Below are 15,923 nucleotides of genomic sequence, written 5' to 3'. Positions count from 1 at the left end.
GCGGATTCACCGCTCCTTGCTCTCCTGATGGCAGACCATGTCGATGACCACGGCGGTGGCAAGCAGCAGGACGGGATCCTCTCCGGATTCGATCTCGACGCCATAGGTGTCGGTGAAGGAGAACCAGCGCTTGCTGATCTCCGCGACTCGGCGACCGTGCCGCTCGATGGTATACTCGCGGTCAAGGAAACTGCCCTGGGCCTCCAGGTCGTCCGGCCCGGGGACATCGACCGTGAATTTGCATCGCAGCAAGGTGAACAGCTTTTTCTTCACGACGGCGACCAGGCGTCCGTGCAGCTCGATCTCGTAGGTGGGGCCCCAGGACAGAAGCTTCTGACGGATGAAGGCGAGTTCGTTGCCTTGCCTGTCCCGAAAACTAAGTTTATCCCCCCAGCTGAAAGCCCGGCCATCGACAAAATAAACGTCCTGTCCATTCGCATCCTGGATTTTGAAATCGTCACCGAACGACCAGAACTTTTGTTTGAGGACGAAGCGCATGAGACCCATTAGACGTGGCTAGGCCGCCAAGTCAACCTCAGCGATGGACAAGCTTGGACGACTCATCTTACTGCTGGAGGTAAGTCTCTCCTGAGTGTAATCTGTCCAAGATCCTCCTTCCAACTGATCCCGAATGAGGCTCTTGACCTTTATCCGACTTGAATTGCTTTATGGGAACGACGCGTAAGACCTATGGCTTTCGGAGTGCTGCCAATCAGCTCTGGCTGGGTCTGATATTCCTAGCCGGGCTGGCGGGCTTGCCCTCGGTCTGTGCCTCGGTGGTCATCAACGAGATCTTGTATGCTCCAGCCGACAAGACGAAGCCCACCGAGTTTATTGAGCTGTTAAATGCCGCAGACCAGCCAGTAGACCTTTCGGGCTGGCGGTTCGCCAACGCCGTTGAATACACGTTTCCGAACTCAACTCTCCTCCCGGCCCATGGTTTCGTGGTCGTGGCTGCCAACCCAGTCGCTTTTCAGTCCGCCTTTGGAAGCGAGGCGTTGGGACCTTGGATCGGACGGCTCAAACGAGGGGGCGCAACCATTGAGCTCCGCGACCGGGCGGGAGCCATCGTGGACAAGGTCGCCTATCGTCCCGGGTTTCCCTGGCCTTCGAGCGCTCATGGGGAAGGCTCCTCGATCGAGCTGATCAATGCCTCGTTGGACAATGATCTGGGAGGAGCTTGGAGAAGTTCAGGCTCCACGAATTTTATTCCCCAATCCACCACTTACATTGGCGCACAGGACAGCCAATGGCGTTTCCGAAAAGGCACCAGCGAGGCCTCAAATCCCACCAATGCCTGGCGTCAGATCGAGTTCCTTGAGGACGAGACTTGGCAGACTGCCCAGACATCTATCGGTTTCGGCGACAATGACGACAAAACCGATCTCTCGAAGGAGCCCTGGAACGTTCCTGTTCCGATGCTAGCGAACTATATCTCCCTCTATCTGCGGCATCCGTTCACGATTCCTGCGGGGGTGATGCCGAGCCGGCTTCGGCTGCGAGTGACCATCGAAGACGGTTGTATCGTGTGGATCAACGGGCGCGAGGTGACTCCGCGGCTGCACATGCGTGACAAGGCGGAAAAGCCATTCGATGCGGGCGTTCTCGGCCGGCCGTTCGGGGCGACGGTTCACAAGGCGGTTTCGGGTGGGAAACCGGTCATCGAAAATCTCTTCATTTCCGCCAAAGCAGCCGGATTGGTGGCCGGGACCAACCTGATCGCGATCCACGCGTTTAACTCATCGATCTCCGGAACCGGGGTATCCATTGATTGCCAGGTGATCGGTGAAAACGCGGCTCCCACCCCGGGCGCCCCGAACGGTGCCGTGGCGGCCAACGCCCCTCCGCTCATTCGCCAGGTGAGTCACGTCCCTGAGCAGCCCACCGCCGGGGTGACCGAGCTGATCACCGCCAAAGTGACGGATTCAGACGGCGTCGCCTCTGTCGTGTTGTCTTATCAGGTGGTGGATCCCGGTAGTTACCTTCGAAAAACGGATCCAGCCTATGTGACGAACTGGATCTCAGTGGCCATGAATGATGGCGGCCAGGCGGGCGATGCCCTCCCCAACGATGGGGTTTACTCCGTCACCCTGCCACCGGAAATGCAGGTGCATCGCCGGCTGGTTCGATATCGGATCCTCTGCACGGACACGACGGGGCGGGGGATCCAGGTCCCTTATCCGGACGATCCGCAACCTAACTTCGCCTATTTTGTCTACAACGGTGTTCCCGGCTGGGCGGGAGCGTTTAAGCCAGGGGACGCCGGGACCCAGGGTGTCGTGAACGTGTTTCCCAGCAACCTGGTGGCCTCCCTGCCTGCTTACCATCTGATCGCAAATCAGAGCGATGTGATCAGGAGTCAGTATGACAGTGCATTCGACACCGTTCCGATGTGGGGGACCTTGGTCTACGACGGCAGGGTGTATGACCATGTTACGTTTAACAATCGAGGGGAGTTTTCCACGTATGTTTCGGGTAAAAACAAATGGCGCATCCATGTCAACAACACTCACGAGTTCCAGGCCAAGGACAATTATGGTCGGCCGTATTCCCAGACCTGGGATGATTTTAACTTGAACGGGGGGTCGGCCCCGTGGATCGCCGCCAATCGGGGGATGGCTGGGATCGAGGAATGCCTCTCCTTCCGTGTGTATGAGTTGCTGGGCGTCCCATCTCCGAAGACCCATTACGTCAGCTTGCGGGTCATCGACAATGCGGTCGAGTCTGCCGACCCGACGGCGACTGTGTCCGATGCAACTTTCCCGGGTTCTGGCAAAGGGCAGTATTCGGGGGACCTTTGGGGACTCTATTTGGTGACCGAGTCGCCGGACGGCTCCTTCCTGGACGAGCGTGGCCTGCCGGACGGCAGTCTCTACAAGATTGAAGGGGGTGGAAACGGATCCGGAAACAAGAAGAACCAGGGCCCAACCCACCCGGTCAACAACGCTGACTGGGACTCCTTCGCCAGCGCTTCCGCCTTGAGTCAAAAGGAGGGGTGGTGGCGGACGAACCTTCACCTCCCCACCTACTACAGCTTTCGGATCGCCTGCCGCGTTGTGGGAAACGTCGATCTGCGCAATGGATGGAACCACTACTTCTACCACCATCCCGAGGGTCACTGGATGCCTATCCCCTGGGATCTCGACATGATGTTCGTAGGCCGCACTCACCAAAGTGCGAGTGGCGCCATCACTCAGGATGGCGCCATGAGCGTTCCGGCGTTGGCGATCGAAAAACGCAATCGGGCTCGTGAGGTCTTGGACCTATTGCTAAGCGATCGTTCTGCGAACGGGGGTCAGATCGGCCAATTGGTGGATGAGTATGCGCAACTGGTAAATCCCTCTGAGCAGGCCCTGACCTGGGCAGACCTCGATGCGGCGATGTGGAACTTTCACCCGCGAACCGCAGGTTCACCCACCGCTCACAGCGATTCGAATCACAAAGGGAACTTCTATTATTCGCCGCACACCTTCAACGCCGGCGGCGGAGCCTATAAACGCTGGCTGAGGGCCACGAATTACGTCGGGTTCGCGGCGTTCGAGGATTTTGTGACCTACCTGAATGACTACATGACCGACACCTATCCGGGGCCGCGCGCATGGACGATCGGGAACGGCGAGCAATTGGGGTATGGATACGAGTTCGTCAAGAGTGAAGCCAAGGAGTCCATCGCGGCCGACGTGCCCAGCCGACCTTCCATCAAGTATATCGGTTCTCCCAGTTATCCAGCCAACGATTTGAGGTTCGAGTGCTCTGAGTTCATCGGCAAGACCTTCGCTGCAGTTCAGTGGCGCTTGGGGCGGATCTCCGCTCCGGGACTGGCAGGTTACGTGGCAGGGGTGCCACGGAAGTATGAGGTGGAACCGCATTGGACCTCCGGTGAGATTTCGACGTTCGCGCACCAGATTCATGTTCCGCTCTCGGCAGTCGTGCCCGGCGAAACCTATCGTGCGCGAGTTCGTCACAAGGACGCGAATGGGCGCTGGAGCAACTGGTCGAATCCGATCCAGTTTGTGAGCACAGCGGCGAACGTGACGGCTTACTCGGAGAGCCTCGTCATCTCGGAACTGATGTATCATCCCCGGGCGGCTTCTCCGGACGAGTTGTCTCTCGGCTTCACCGATGAAGATTTTGAGTTCATTGAGATCAAGAATACGGCGCTTGAGGATCTCGATCTGACCAGTGTGGGATTCACTTCCGGAGTTAACTTCGAGTTTTCTCCAGGCACTCGCCTCGCGGCGGGATCGTATGGCCTGGTCGTGAAACATCAGGCCGCATTCGAGAAGCGCTACGGCAAGGGAAAGAACATCCTGGGTAACTATGGTGATGGAAATCTCAAGAACGCTGGAGAGCTGGTGACGCTATCCTATGGCAGCAACACCCCGATCCGGTCTGTATTCTATAGGGATGCCGCCCCCTGGCCTTCGGAAGCGGATGGCACCGGTCGCAGCTTAGAACTGATCATGCCTCATTCGCGGCCCGACCACTCCATCCCCGAAAACTGGCGTCCCAGCAGCGCGGCGCTGGGGACGCCTGGCGGCGACGACGGACTAACCTTCGCGGCATGGGGTGCAGCCCACGGTGGTGTCACCGATCCGCTGGGAGATCCGGACGGCGATGGGCTTAACAATGTTTTGGAGTATGCCTTCCTGGGAGAACCTCTGTCGGCCTCCTCGGCGGAACAGCCCAAGGCGCAGGTCCAGGAACTGGAAGTCGACGGTCAAAAGTCACTCTACTTCACCCTCAGCTTCCGAGGACGCACGGATGCCTCCGACCTCGGGTATCACGTCCAGGAATCCGCCGATCTTTCCCAGTGGAAGGAGGACGGCAGCTGGGTATCGAGGCAACCAGTGGGTGACGGGACAGCGCGCTATTTGTGGAGAGCGTCCAAGCCCCTGTCCGTTGCCCGCCGCGTTTTCGTCCGGGTGCATGTGACCTGGTGAGAGTGAGTTCCGGTTTGGGGATTAGGCACAATCTGCACTCCTACGTACGTGGATGGTGCGGATTGCGCCCTGCATCGCTTGCCGAGCCAGGGGGTCTTTCGTTGAAATGCAGCCAATTTTGCACTGGCACATCCGCTGCTAGATGGTTGGCGAATGAATTTGAGTCTGTTTCAGGCCGCCTCCGGAATGAACGCGAGTATGCGCTGGCAGGAGGTCACCGCCGAGAACCTCGCGGCGGGCCAAGTCCCCGGATACAAACGCCAGGATGTCTCGTTCGCGCCTTTCGCGGCGGGATTAGTTCCGGTGCCGACCACGGGTGACACCCGATACGTGATGCCCAAGGCATCCAGTCAGACCGACTTCAGCCAGGCCGGCCTTCGCGGCACCCAGGTGGAGACGGATGTTGCCATCGACGGGGCGGGTTTCTTTGCGGTGCAACTCCCGTCCGGAGAGGTGGGCTACACCCGCGATGGCGAGTTTCGTCGGACCCCGGACGGCCGGCTGCTAACCAAGCAGGGCTTCCCCGTTATGGGCGACAATGGCCCGATCCAGCTGGATCCCAACAATGCCAAACTCTTCATTTCGCCAACCGGCGAGATTAGCCAGGGGACGGACCAGCGCGGCAAAATCCGCATTGTGGAATTTAATGATCCCTCGCTGCTCACTCCGATCGGCGGTGGGCAATATGTTTCACAGAATCCAGGTCTACAGGCTCGGGATGCTGACAAGCCGTCGGTTCGTCAGGGTTACCTGGAGTTGGGCAATGCCAATCCAGTGTCCGAAATGACCCAGTTGATCAGCTCGTTGCGCATGTTCGAAATGAATCAGAAGGTGGCGCAGAGCCAGGACGAACGTCTCGGCAAGACCATCACCGAGTTGGCTGGGAACCTCTAAGTTGACCTCCGCTCACACTCATGATCCGCGCGCTTTATTCCTCCGCCACCGGAATGGTGTCCCAGCAGACCAACTTGGACGTCATTTCGAACAACTTGGCGAACGTCAACACCACCGGATTCAAGAAGTCCAAGATTGAGTTTCAGGACCTGATCTATCAGACCACGAAGATTCCGGGATCGGACGTGGGAGGCGGGAATCAGATTCCTACGGGCATTCAGATCGGCCATGGATCGCGCGTCATGGCGACCAGCAAGGTGTTCACGAATGGCGACGTGAGCCATACCGGTGCGCAGCTGGATGTGGCCATTGATGGTGATGGGTTCTACGAGGTGGTTATGCCGGACGGATCGAGCGCCTACACGCGTGATGGCGCTTTTAAGTTGGATAGCACGGGCCGGCTGGTGACCAGTGACGGCCTGCTCATCCAGGGGGGGATTACGATTCCGCCGGGGACGACAGAGATTGGCATCGCTCCGACTGGCGAGGTCACGGCTCGAACGGCGAATGGACTGTCGACCTTCAACATGACTCTGGTTCGTTTCGCGAACCCCGCTGGCCTCGAGAGCGTGGGGCGGAACCTCTACCGAGAGACGCCCGCTTCCGGAGCCGCCCAGCAAGGGCAGCCCGGGTCGGACGGTTTCGGCGTTCTGGCACAGAACTATCTCGAAATGTCCAACGTCAAGGTGGTGGAGGAAATGGTGAACATGATCGTGGCACAGCGGGCTTACGAAGTGAACTCCAAAGCGGTTCAAACCGCCGATGAGATGCTGCAAATCAGCAACAACTTGAAACGCTAATTTCGGTGGCGGCAGCTTAATGCTATGAAGCAAACCTTACTCCGGTCGATATTTTCCCGCTTCGAGCGTTGCTCGCGGAAGTGTCGTCCCGGAGTTTCCATTTGGGCTCTGGTCCTCGCATTCATGGGCTGGGGTCCCCTTTTTCCGACGGAAGCGGCAGAGGCCGAGATCTGGACCTTGACCACGCAGACCCAGGTGGACTCCACGGGGGTCTTCTTGGATCAGATTCTGTCGAACAACTCGACCAACGGGGTCATGCATGTGCGGCTTTGCGATTCCCCACCCGTAGGACGGCTGATGACGCTGCCGCGATCGCAGGTTCAAGCTTTGGTGGCCGCAGTCTTGCCGGATCTGGCCTCCCAGGCATGGAGTGGAGCGGCCTCCGTTCAAATCAGTCGAAGAACCCGGCAGCTGCCCGAAGCCGAGATCCTGCAGGCACTCCATGGCCACCTGCTCAAGAACGCAGTGAGGGATGATGGCGAATTGGAGATCCGCTTCCTGCGACTCTGGAATCCCGTCACCATCGCCGACGAGAACTATGTTCTCCGCGTCTCCGAACTGCCGCAGAGCGGGTTGGTCTCGGTGTTCCAGCTGCGTTTCGAGCTGGTCGCGGGACGCGAAACCCTGGGTGCTTGGCAGATTGGGCTGGAAGCACGACTTTATCGCAACATTTGGGTGGCTCAGAAATTGTTGCGTCGGGGGGACGCAGTCACGGAGGGCGATTTTGTTCTGGAACGACGTGATGTGCTGCGGACGCGGGATGCCCTTACTCAGGAGGTGGACATGAATCGGGGCTGGCAGATGGCGGAGAACCTCAACCCCGGGTCGCCGGTGCTTCATCGCTCCTTGCAGCTTCGCGCGGTCGTCCAGCGCGGGCAGATGGTGGATGCGATGCTCAAGGAGGGGCAGATCTCGATTTCTCTGAAGGCCGAAGTGCTGGATCCCGGAGTGCCGGGGCAGCTTATCCGGCTTAGAAACCCCCTATCCCGGAAAGAACTCCGGGGGAAAGTGATCAATGATCAAATGGTTCAAATCCAAATGTAGCCGTGGCGGGCGTTTGGCCGGGTGGTCCTCCGCTTCGGTTCCCGTCGTTCAACTTGCCTGGGTGGCCTGCAGTCTGTGGAGCCAGGTGACTCCGACGAGCGCTGCCGACGCCATCTTCACCGAGGCAACCCAAGCCAAGGGCATGTTCTCCGACCGCAAGGCGGTGCATGTGGGTGACCTGCTTTCAGTCATCGTGCAGGAGACCAGCACCGCCACCAAGGATGTCAGCACCAAGACAGCGAAGAGCAGCAGCGTGGATGCAGGTATCGACAGCTTTTTCTTCTCGCCGACCCAGAGTAAGTTTCTGACCAAGGGCGGTGCCTTGCCGGCGTTGAAGCTGGCGTCTCAGAGCGATTTCGACGGCAGCGGCAAGATCAATAACTCCGAGAAGCTAGTGGCGCGGGTGCAGGTCGTGGTCAAAGATGTGCTCCCCAACGGCAACCTCGTCGTGGAAGGAAAACGCCAGACCGCCTACTCGGGAGAGACGCAGGATATGGTGCTCCGAGGGATCGTTCGTCCGGCAGACGTCACCCCTAACAACACCGTGTTCAGCTACCAGGTGGCTGAAGCCACCATCAACATCGTCTCGAAGGGTGTCGCCTCCAACTCCACCAAGAAGGGCTGGTTCACCCGGATCTGGGATAAGGTTGCACCGTTTTGAATCGACCTATGTTTAAACCTGAGGGGAACCCGGTCTCTGGCCTTATTCCACTGAGAGAGATCTCACGATGTAAAGCACCTGGAGCGCGCTGGATTCAAGTGATCGGACTGCTTCTCGCGGCATCTGTCTGCGCCCGGGCGGGAAGTCCGCTGCGAGTGAAAGATCTGGTCAGGGTGGCGGGTGCCGACGAGAGCCAACTGGTCGGATTCGGTCTCGTCACTGGCTTGGCTGGGGACGGCGACAAGAATCCCGTTTACACAGTTCAAGCCTTCGCGAACATGCTGCAGAGGTTCGGAATGTCTATTCCGGCCACCGCCGTGCAGTCGAAGAATGTCGCGGCCGTGATGGTGACCGCCGAGATTTCAGGATTCGCCAAGGCTGGCAGTCGGCTCGATGTTCATGTCTCCTCAATGGGGGACGCGAAGTCTCTGAGTGGAGGAATCTTGCTCCAGACGCCCTTGCTCGCAGGCAATGGCAAAATGTATGGGGTGGCGCAGGGACCTCTGGTTTTGGGAGGCTTTTCGGCGGGCACCGGAGGTGGTGGGGGAGCGTCGGTTCAAAAAAACCATCCGACAGTGGCCATAGTTCCTGACGGGGGCAAAGTGGTGAGCGAGGTGGGTGGAAATATCGTGGAGGATGAGTCCCTGGAGCTCTTGTTGAAAGAGCCTGACTTTACGTCCATCGCCCGACTGACCGAGGCGATCAACGCCGCGTTTACAAACAGCTGCGAATCCATTGATTCAACCACCGTGAGGGTGAAGATTCCCAAGGAATACCTCTCGCATCCCATTGATTTTCTGTCGCGCCTGGAGGCCCTCGAAGTCACACCGGACACAGTGGCCCGCGTGGTGGTGAACGAGCGAACCGGCACCATTGTGGCCAACTCACTCATACGCATTGGACCCTGCGCGGTTTCGCACGGCAACCTGAGCATCAACATCGCATCCAGCTTGGATGTCTCCCAGCCAGGCCCCCTCAGTCAGGGCGGGGAGACAGTGGTGACTCCTCGCACGGACACCACGGTGACCGAGACCAAGAGTTCCCTGATCACCTTGCCGGAAATGCCAACCATCGAGAAGGTGGCGTCCTCCCTCAACGCTCTGGGGGTTTCCCCCCGGGATATGATTTCGATTTTGATGCACATGAAAAAGGTCGGAGCTCTTCAGGCGGAACTCAGAGTGAACTAATCCCCATGATCACCAATACCCTAACTGCCCGTACTGCGGTCGGTGCTGGTCCTGTCGATTTGGAGACCCTGGCTCGAAATCCCGATGTCTCAGATCGGGACAAGATCGCCGAGGTGTCCCGGCAATTTGAAGCCTACCTGCTTCGACAGTTCATTGCGGAGGCCCGCAAGCCGTTGGTGGACTCCAAGTTCAATCTTGATGCGAAGATGCACAGCATTCATTCGGATATGATCAACCAGCAACTTGCCGATAGTATCAGTAGGACCCAGAAGGTTGGGCTGGCAGATGTTCTGCGCGAGCAGCTCACCCGGCAGAATCTCAACGAGATCACCCCTCCTTCTGGCACGGGAATTGCGAAGACGGAGACGAAGGCATGAACGAGAAGTTGAACCATCTGATTGAAGCGCTGCGCGAAGAGCTGCAGCAGTATGGGGCGATGCTCTCGCTCTTCGAGCGTCAACAGGACGAGTTGGTTCGGCGTGACACCGACCAGATTCTTGCGACGGCGGCGGAATTGCAGACCCAAGGAGCCACGATCCGGATGGCCAGGGAGCAGCGCGTGCATCGATACGTCGAGTTGGCGGAGTCCTTGTCCTTGCCTCCGGATGGACGATTTGCAGTCCTGCTCGACGCACTCCCCGCGCAACGCCGCGGACAGGTTCAGGCCCTGATGGACGAGAATAACCGATTGCTGAAGCGTCTCCAACAGGTCTCTCGACAGAATCATCTGGTGCTCAAGCACTCCCTGGATCATCTCACGCAGTTCATTCACACGTTGATGGGAGCCCAGCACCAGACCATGGTCTACGACGGCGGAGGCGGAGTGGCCTGCCCGTCAGCTTCGGGACTTTCGCTCTATGAAGCGGTCGGATAAGGGAGACAACTATGAACGGACTTGGACTCATCGCGACGCTGAACATGGGGACCCGCTCGCTGCAGACGCAGCAGATGGGCGTGGAGGTGGCGGGGCACAACCTCTCCAATATCAACAACCCCAACTACAGCCGGCAGCGTGTTGAGATTGAGACATCCGTCTATGTGGACACTCCGATTGGCCCGCAGGGAACTGGGGCCTCGGTGGTGGCAATTCGCCAGCTCCGGGATCAGCTGCTCGACGATCAGATCACGGCCGAGACGAGTCTGAGCGGCTCTCTCACCGGCCAGCAGCGCGCGTTGCAGTACGCCCAGGCCAACCTGGGCCAGCAAATCGATCGTCAAGCCTCGGGAGCGAACGCGGCTGACACGGCCACCTCCCTGGCCGGCCAGTTCGGACTCGCCGAAGGCATCAGCACTCTTTTCAACAGCTTTCAGAGCGTCGCGAGCAGCCCGCGCGATGCCACCGAACGGACTGTTCTGCTGGAGAACGCCAAATCACTGGCGAGCAAGTTCAATCAGACCGACACGCGACTCGCAAACCTGACGACCAGCCTGAACCAGTCGTTGGCATCGGATGCGGATGAGGCCAACCTGTTGCTGAGCGAAATTGCGCAACTGACCGACGAGATTGAGAACGCCGAGAACCGAACGGCCGGGGCGGCGAACGACCTGCGTGACAAGCGTCAGGGAAAACTTGAGGAGCTGGCCAAGTTCGTAAATATCAATGTCAGCCGTGATTCGGCTGGCGTGCTCAGCATCGCGGTCGGGTCCACCACATTGGTTTCCGGCAAGACCCTGCAGGACACCTTGGAGACCTACGATGCGGGCGGCGGTCAGATGCTGGTTCGCACCGCAGGATCGCACACCGCGCTCAACGTCACCGGGGGCACGATGGGGGGAACCATTGAAGCCCGCGATGGAGCTCTCGCCACCTTAAAGCAGGACATCAACTCCCTGGCGACGCTGATGATCAGCGAGATCAACACCGTTCACGCTGCCGGGTTCAGCCTGACCGGCACCACGGGCGCCAATTTTTTCACTGGAACGGATGCCGGGGACATCGCGGTCAACACCTCGTTGATGGGCAATCCTCAGCTCGTTCAGGCCAGCTCCAGCGCTTCAGCGCAGGGTAACAATCAGGTGGCGCTGCAACTGGCGCAAATTGCCGACAAGAAGCATGCATCGCTCTCGGGACAGACTTTCAGCCAGAACTTTAATGGAATCGTGGCCGACCTGGGCCAGGCCCTGGCCAACGTGAACGGGCAAAAAGAGACTCAGGAAGTGGTGGAAAGCATGCTCCTGCGCCAGCGCGATTCGTTGATGGGAGTATCCGTCGACGAGGAGATGACCGATCTGATCAAGTATCAGAAGGCTTACCAGGCCTCCGCCAAGATCATTACCACCGTCGACGAGATGATGGAGACGATCATCAACCTGAAACGCTAACCTTCATCTCTGACCAGGAGCTGCACCTATGCGCGTAACCGCCAATACCTTTCCAAACTCGCTGACCGAGCAGCTTTCGAAGCTTACCCTGCGTCAGACCCGCTTGAATCAACAGGCGGCCACCGGGCAACGCGTCACGAATCCCGAAGACGATCCGTCGGCGGTCCATCGCATCCTCGACATGCAAAAGGATGTGAAATCGCTCGGGCAGTATCAGCGAAACATTGGCCAGATGAAGGATCAGGCGTCGGCCTCCTACGCATCGATGAAGTCGTTGAAAAGCTTGCTGGATCGCGCGCAAGAGCTATCCACCCGAGCTGGGGGATTGCGTTCCCAGGCCGAGCTGAACATTTACGCCGAGGAGATCAACCAGTTGATCAAGACGGGAGCCCAGGCGGCGAACACCAAGTTTCGAGGGGATTATCTGCTCGGAGGCACGAAGAGCGATCAGCCTCCGTTCGCGGTGACGGAGAGCAGCTCTGGTTTGGTTACCGCCGTGACGTATCAGGGCAACGCCGAGGTTCCCGTGAACGAAATCGGGCAGGGAATAACGGCCTCCTCCACGGTGCCAGGAGCCAACAGCTCTGGTAGCGGACCGCGTGGTTTGATCACCGACTCACGCACCGGGGCCGATCTCTTCAACCATCTCATTGCGCTCCGGGACGCCCTGCTGGCCGGCGACCGAACCGCGATCGCCAACACCGTGAATCCTGCCTTGGCGGCGGATGAGGAGAATATTTTGATCCACGTGGGCATCAATGGAGCGGTCCAATCGCAATTGGATGCGGCCAAGACGCTGAGCAATCGGGATCATGCGGCGCTGGAAGCGGGCATCTCCCAGGAGGCCGATGCCGACTTGGCTCAGACCATCGTCCAGCTGACTCAGACCCAGACCGCCTACCAGGCGGCCTTGCAAAGCGGCGGCCAGATTCTGAGCCAGAGCCTGCTGGATTACCTGCGGTAAACGACGTCGTTAAGTATCGACGGGCTCAGCGGATATATGCCGGGCTTTCAGCCCTTGACCTAAGGAGGATGGTTACCTGGGGTTGTGACCCCAGGCTGGGATGGGACGCACCGTTGGTGCTCAAGCCCAGCGAGCCTTAAACCCAATACCAAACCGAGCCCAGACCATTTTGAGCGCAGGTTGGAATCGAATGGACAGTAGTGTTGGAGTTCGCGGGCCACAGGCCCAACACCATCTCAGCCTGGGGTGACAACCCCAGGTTTCTCCACCAGCCACCCGCTGAGGGCTGAAGGCCCGCACCATCGCAGGGAAGCTAACCGCGGAATTCAACCTGAATCTCGCTCTTCACTCATCACACCCGCTTTCTCCCCATCCGCATTTTCTGCTTTGCTGAGGCGGCGGTTTTCCTGTTTCCTAGCGGGCGATGATTCATCGCTACTCTCGTCCCGCGATGCGGGAAATTTGGACCGAACAGCGGAAGCTTGAGATCTGGCTGCAGATCGAGTTGCTTGCCAGTCAGATTCTGGTGAAGGAAGGGGTTGTACCCGCCAAGGATTTCAAGATCATGCAGAGTCGCGCCGCCTTCGAGCTGGAGCGATGCAAGGAGCTGGAGAAGACGCTGAACCATGATGTCATTGCCTTCACCACCTGCGTGGCAGAGCACATCAATGATCCCGCCAGCCGCTGGCTTCATTTCGGGCTTACCAGCAGCGACATCGTTGACACGGCTTTCGCGGTCCAGCTGACGCAAAGCGCGGACCTGCTGATCGAGGATGCCAAACAGCTTCGGCAGGTGATTGCGCGACGCGCCAAGGAACACCAGTTCACGCCGTGCATTGGTCGGAGCCATGGCATTCATGCGGAACCCACCACCTTTGGTCTGAAGCTGGCTCTGATGTATGACGAATTTGGCCGAGCCCTGGAACGGCTGGAGCGCGTCCGGAAAGTGGTAGCGGTGGGCAAGATCAGCGGTGCGGTCGGAACCAGCGCGCATCTTTCGCCGCGGGTGGAAAAGTTTATCTGTCAGAACCTCGGACTGCGACCAGCCCCGATCGCCACCCAGGTCGTCCAGCGTGACATCCATGCCGAGTTTATGAACGCCCTGGCGCTGATCGGGGCTAGCATGGAGCGATGGGCCACCGAGTTTCGTCACCTGCAGCGGACGGAGGTGCTCGAGGCTGAGGAGTACTTTGCCAAGGGGCAAAAAGGCTCGAGCGCGATGCCTCATAAGCGAAACCCGATTACCTTCGAGCGGCTCACCGGCCTGGCCCGAGTGCTCCGCGGAAATGCCATAGCTGCCTTGGAGAACGTTGCGTTGTGGCACGAGCGTGACATCAGCCATAGCTCGGTCGAGAGAATCATCTTCCCGGACTCTTGCACCCTGCTGGATTACATGTTCTCCCTGATGACCCGCATGATCGACGGGCTCATTGTGTATCCTGAGAACATGAAGCGAAATCTCGGGCTTTCGCTGGGCATGTGGAACTCACAGACGGTGTTGCTGGCATTGATTCGGAAAGGTCTCACCCGCGAACAGGCCTACGAGTTGGTCCAGCGGAACGCCATGCAGACCTGGCAGTCCAAGCATGCGGGGGATGCCAAGGCCGATTTTCTCACCCAGCTGCTCTCCGACCCTGAGGTGGGTCGCCATTTTGCGAAAGGCGAGCTCCAAAAATTGTGCTCGGTGGACTTCCACTTCAAGCAGGTAAAAACCCGCTTTAAGCAGGTCGGGCTCTAGCAGCCGGGCGGTAGGGGCCTGAACCCGCAGGGTTCAAAGAGAGTAGCCGGGGCGTGGAGCACAGCGACACCCCCGGTCTGTCGGTCCCCTGATTTACAGCACCCTCGCATGGGTGCCACCAGTCGGCGATAGGACCGAAGAACGGATCAAGATCCTGGAGAAAGGGTGAGGCCAAGCTCAGGGCCCGTGGCATCGCTGCGCGATGCTCCGCAATTTTAACAGTCCGGGGGTGACAGCACCCCCGGCTAATGTCTATGAACCCCGCGGGTTCAGGCCCCTACCGCCCGGCTGCTATAGCCCCATCACTTTCATCACGGCTTCGCGGGTGGGCGGGACCACGGTCGGCTGGAAGCCGGCGGTATCGATCGCCGTGTCGGGATCTTTGAGTCCATGCCCGGTCATGGTGGCGGCGATCAGACTTCCCTCAGGAATCTGGTTGCGCTGCACAGCCTTGATCAAGCCGGCGAGCGGCGCAGCACAGGCGGGTTCCACAAAAACGCCCTCGGTGCGCGCCAGCAGCTTGTAAGCGTGCAGAATTTCCTCGTCCGTCACCTTGTCGATCTGCCCTTCGCTCTGCTGGACGGCATTCAGGGCCCCCTGCCAACTGGCGGGATTCCCGATGCGGATCGCGGTGGCCACGGTGTGCGGATTTTCGATCGGATGACCATCCACAATCGGAGCGGCGCCGGCCGCCTGCCAGCCGAACATGCGCGGTAGTGTGTCGCTCTTACCGGCGGTTTGGTATTCCTGATAGCCGCGCCAGTACGCCGTGATATTGCCGGCATTGCCGACGGGCAGGAAATGAAAGTCGGGGGCGTCGCCCAACGCATCGCAGATTTCAAACGCCGCGGTTTTCTGTCCCTCGATGCGAACCGGATTGATGCTGTTCACCACCTCGACCTTGCCAGTTTCGCCCAACTCCCGGACGATCTGCAGGGCCTGGTCGAAATTGCCCTCGATAGCGATGGTGGTGGCTCCGTACATCAGCGCCTGCGCCAGCTTGCCCAGCGCGATCTTGCCGTTGGGAAGAAGCACCACGCATTTCATCTTGGCGCGCGCTGCGTAGGCTGCCGCGCTGGCGCTGGTGTTGCCGGTGCTGGCGCAGACCACGACCTCGGCTCCCCGCTCCTTGGCCTTGGACACAGCGAGGGTCATGCCCCGGTCCTTAAACGAGCAGGTAGGATTCAAGCCTTCGTATTTCAGATAAAGCTCAAAGCTCCCTCCGATCGCCTCCACAAAGTTTGGGACACGGATCAACGGGGTGTTGCCTTCCAGAAGCGTGACCACTGGAGTTGCCGAGGTGACGGGGAGATATTGCGCGTAACGTTGAATCACGCCGGGCCAGGAAGTAAAGGAGGAGACTGACATAT

13 protein-coding genes are annotated in these 15,923 nt (G+C 59.0%); 11 read left to right on the top strand and 2 right to left on the bottom strand.

The window, feature by feature from the left end; translation table 11 throughout:
- Positions 1-6: 6 nt before the first annotated feature.
- Positions 7-498 carry an LURP-one-related family protein gene (locus tag JNN07_21155; GenBank protein ID MBL9170257.1) on the bottom strand — a complete coding sequence of 164 codons (492 nt, stop codon included), beginning with the start codon at positions 496-498 and terminating at the stop codon, positions 7-9.
- A 170-nt stretch (positions 499-668) separates the two neighbouring features.
- Here JNN07_21155 and JNN07_21150 point away from each other — a divergent pair, with 170 nt between their 5' ends.
- The 11 genes from JNN07_21150 to JNN07_21100 all read left to right on the top strand — a co-directional run bounded on the left by JNN07_21150 (position 669) and on the right by JNN07_21100 (position 14,553).
- Positions 669-4,943, top strand: coding sequence for a lamin tail domain-containing protein (locus JNN07_21150; protein MBL9170256.1), 4,275 nt, complete (start codon positions 669-671; stop codon positions 4,941-4,943).
- A gap of 153 nt (positions 4,944-5,096) precedes the next feature.
- Positions 5,097-5,837 carry a flagellar hook-basal body protein gene (locus JNN07_21145; GenBank protein ID MBL9170255.1) on the top strand — a complete coding sequence of 247 codons (741 nt, stop codon included), beginning with the start codon at positions 5,097-5,099 and terminating at the stop codon, positions 5,835-5,837.
- Positions 5,838-5,857: 20 nt separating this feature from the next.
- Positions 5,858-6,637 carry a flagellar basal-body rod protein FlgG gene (gene flgG / locus JNN07_21140; protein ID MBL9170254.1) on the top strand — a complete coding sequence of 260 codons (780 nt, stop codon included), beginning with the start codon at positions 5,858-5,860 and terminating at the stop codon, positions 6,635-6,637.
- A gap of 24 nt (positions 6,638-6,661) precedes the next feature.
- A complete protein-coding gene (gene flgA / locus JNN07_21135) occupies positions 6,662-7,681 on the top strand; it encodes a flagellar basal body P-ring formation protein FlgA (protein MBL9170253.1) in 1,020 nt (339 codons plus the stop codon).
- Complete coding sequence (locus tag JNN07_21130; protein ID MBL9170252.1) at positions 7,653-8,342, top strand: flagellar basal body L-ring protein FlgH; 690 nt, start codon at positions 7,653-7,655, stop codon at positions 8,340-8,342. Before flgA ends, JNN07_21130 begins: the two co-directional genes overlap by 29 nt.
- Positions 8,343-8,350: 8 nt before the next feature.
- On the top strand, positions 8,351-9,529 hold the full coding sequence (locus tag JNN07_21125) for a flagellar basal body P-ring protein FlgI (GenBank protein ID MBL9170251.1): 1,179 nt from the start codon (positions 8,351-8,353) through the stop codon (positions 9,527-9,529).
- A gap of 5 nt (positions 9,530-9,534) precedes the next feature.
- The gene (locus JNN07_21120; GenBank protein ID MBL9170250.1) at positions 9,535-9,906 is read left to right on the top strand and encodes a hypothetical protein; all 372 of its coding nucleotides are present in this window, start codon (positions 9,535-9,537) and stop codon (positions 9,904-9,906) included.
- Positions 9,903-10,403, top strand: a complete 501-nt coding sequence (locus JNN07_21115) for a flagellar protein FlgN (protein ID MBL9170249.1) — start codon at positions 9,903-9,905, stop codon at positions 10,401-10,403. The genes JNN07_21120 and JNN07_21115 overlap by 4 nt, the downstream gene beginning before the upstream one ends.
- 11 nt (positions 10,404-10,414) lie before the next feature.
- Complete coding sequence (gene flgK, locus JNN07_21110; protein MBL9170248.1) at positions 10,415-11,851, top strand: flagellar hook-associated protein FlgK; 1,437 nt, start codon at positions 10,415-10,417, stop codon at positions 11,849-11,851.
- 28 nt (positions 11,852-11,879) lie between these two features.
- A complete protein-coding gene (locus JNN07_21105) occupies positions 11,880-12,815 on the top strand; it encodes a hypothetical protein (protein MBL9170247.1) in 936 nt (311 codons plus the stop codon).
- A gap of 424 nt (positions 12,816-13,239) precedes the next feature.
- Positions 13,240-14,553, top strand: a complete 1,314-nt coding sequence (locus JNN07_21100) for an adenylosuccinate lyase (protein ID MBL9170246.1) — start codon at positions 13,240-13,242, stop codon at positions 14,551-14,553.
- 291 nt (positions 14,554-14,844) lie between these two features.
- On the opposite strand, the gene JNN07_21095 is transcribed toward JNN07_21100, so the two are convergent.
- Positions 14,845-15,921, bottom strand: coding sequence for a threonine synthase (locus JNN07_21095; protein MBL9170245.1), 1,077 nt, complete (start codon positions 15,919-15,921; stop codon positions 14,845-14,847).
- Positions 15,922-15,923: the final 2 nt, after the last annotated feature.

The sequence above is a fragment of the Verrucomicrobiales bacterium genome (assembly GCA_016793885.1).
Classification (GTDB): domain Bacteria; phylum Verrucomicrobiota; class Verrucomicrobiia; order Limisphaerales; family UBA11320; genus UBA11320.
Note: the sequence above shows the minus strand (reverse complement) of the source record. Positions and strands in the feature narration are given on the sequence as shown.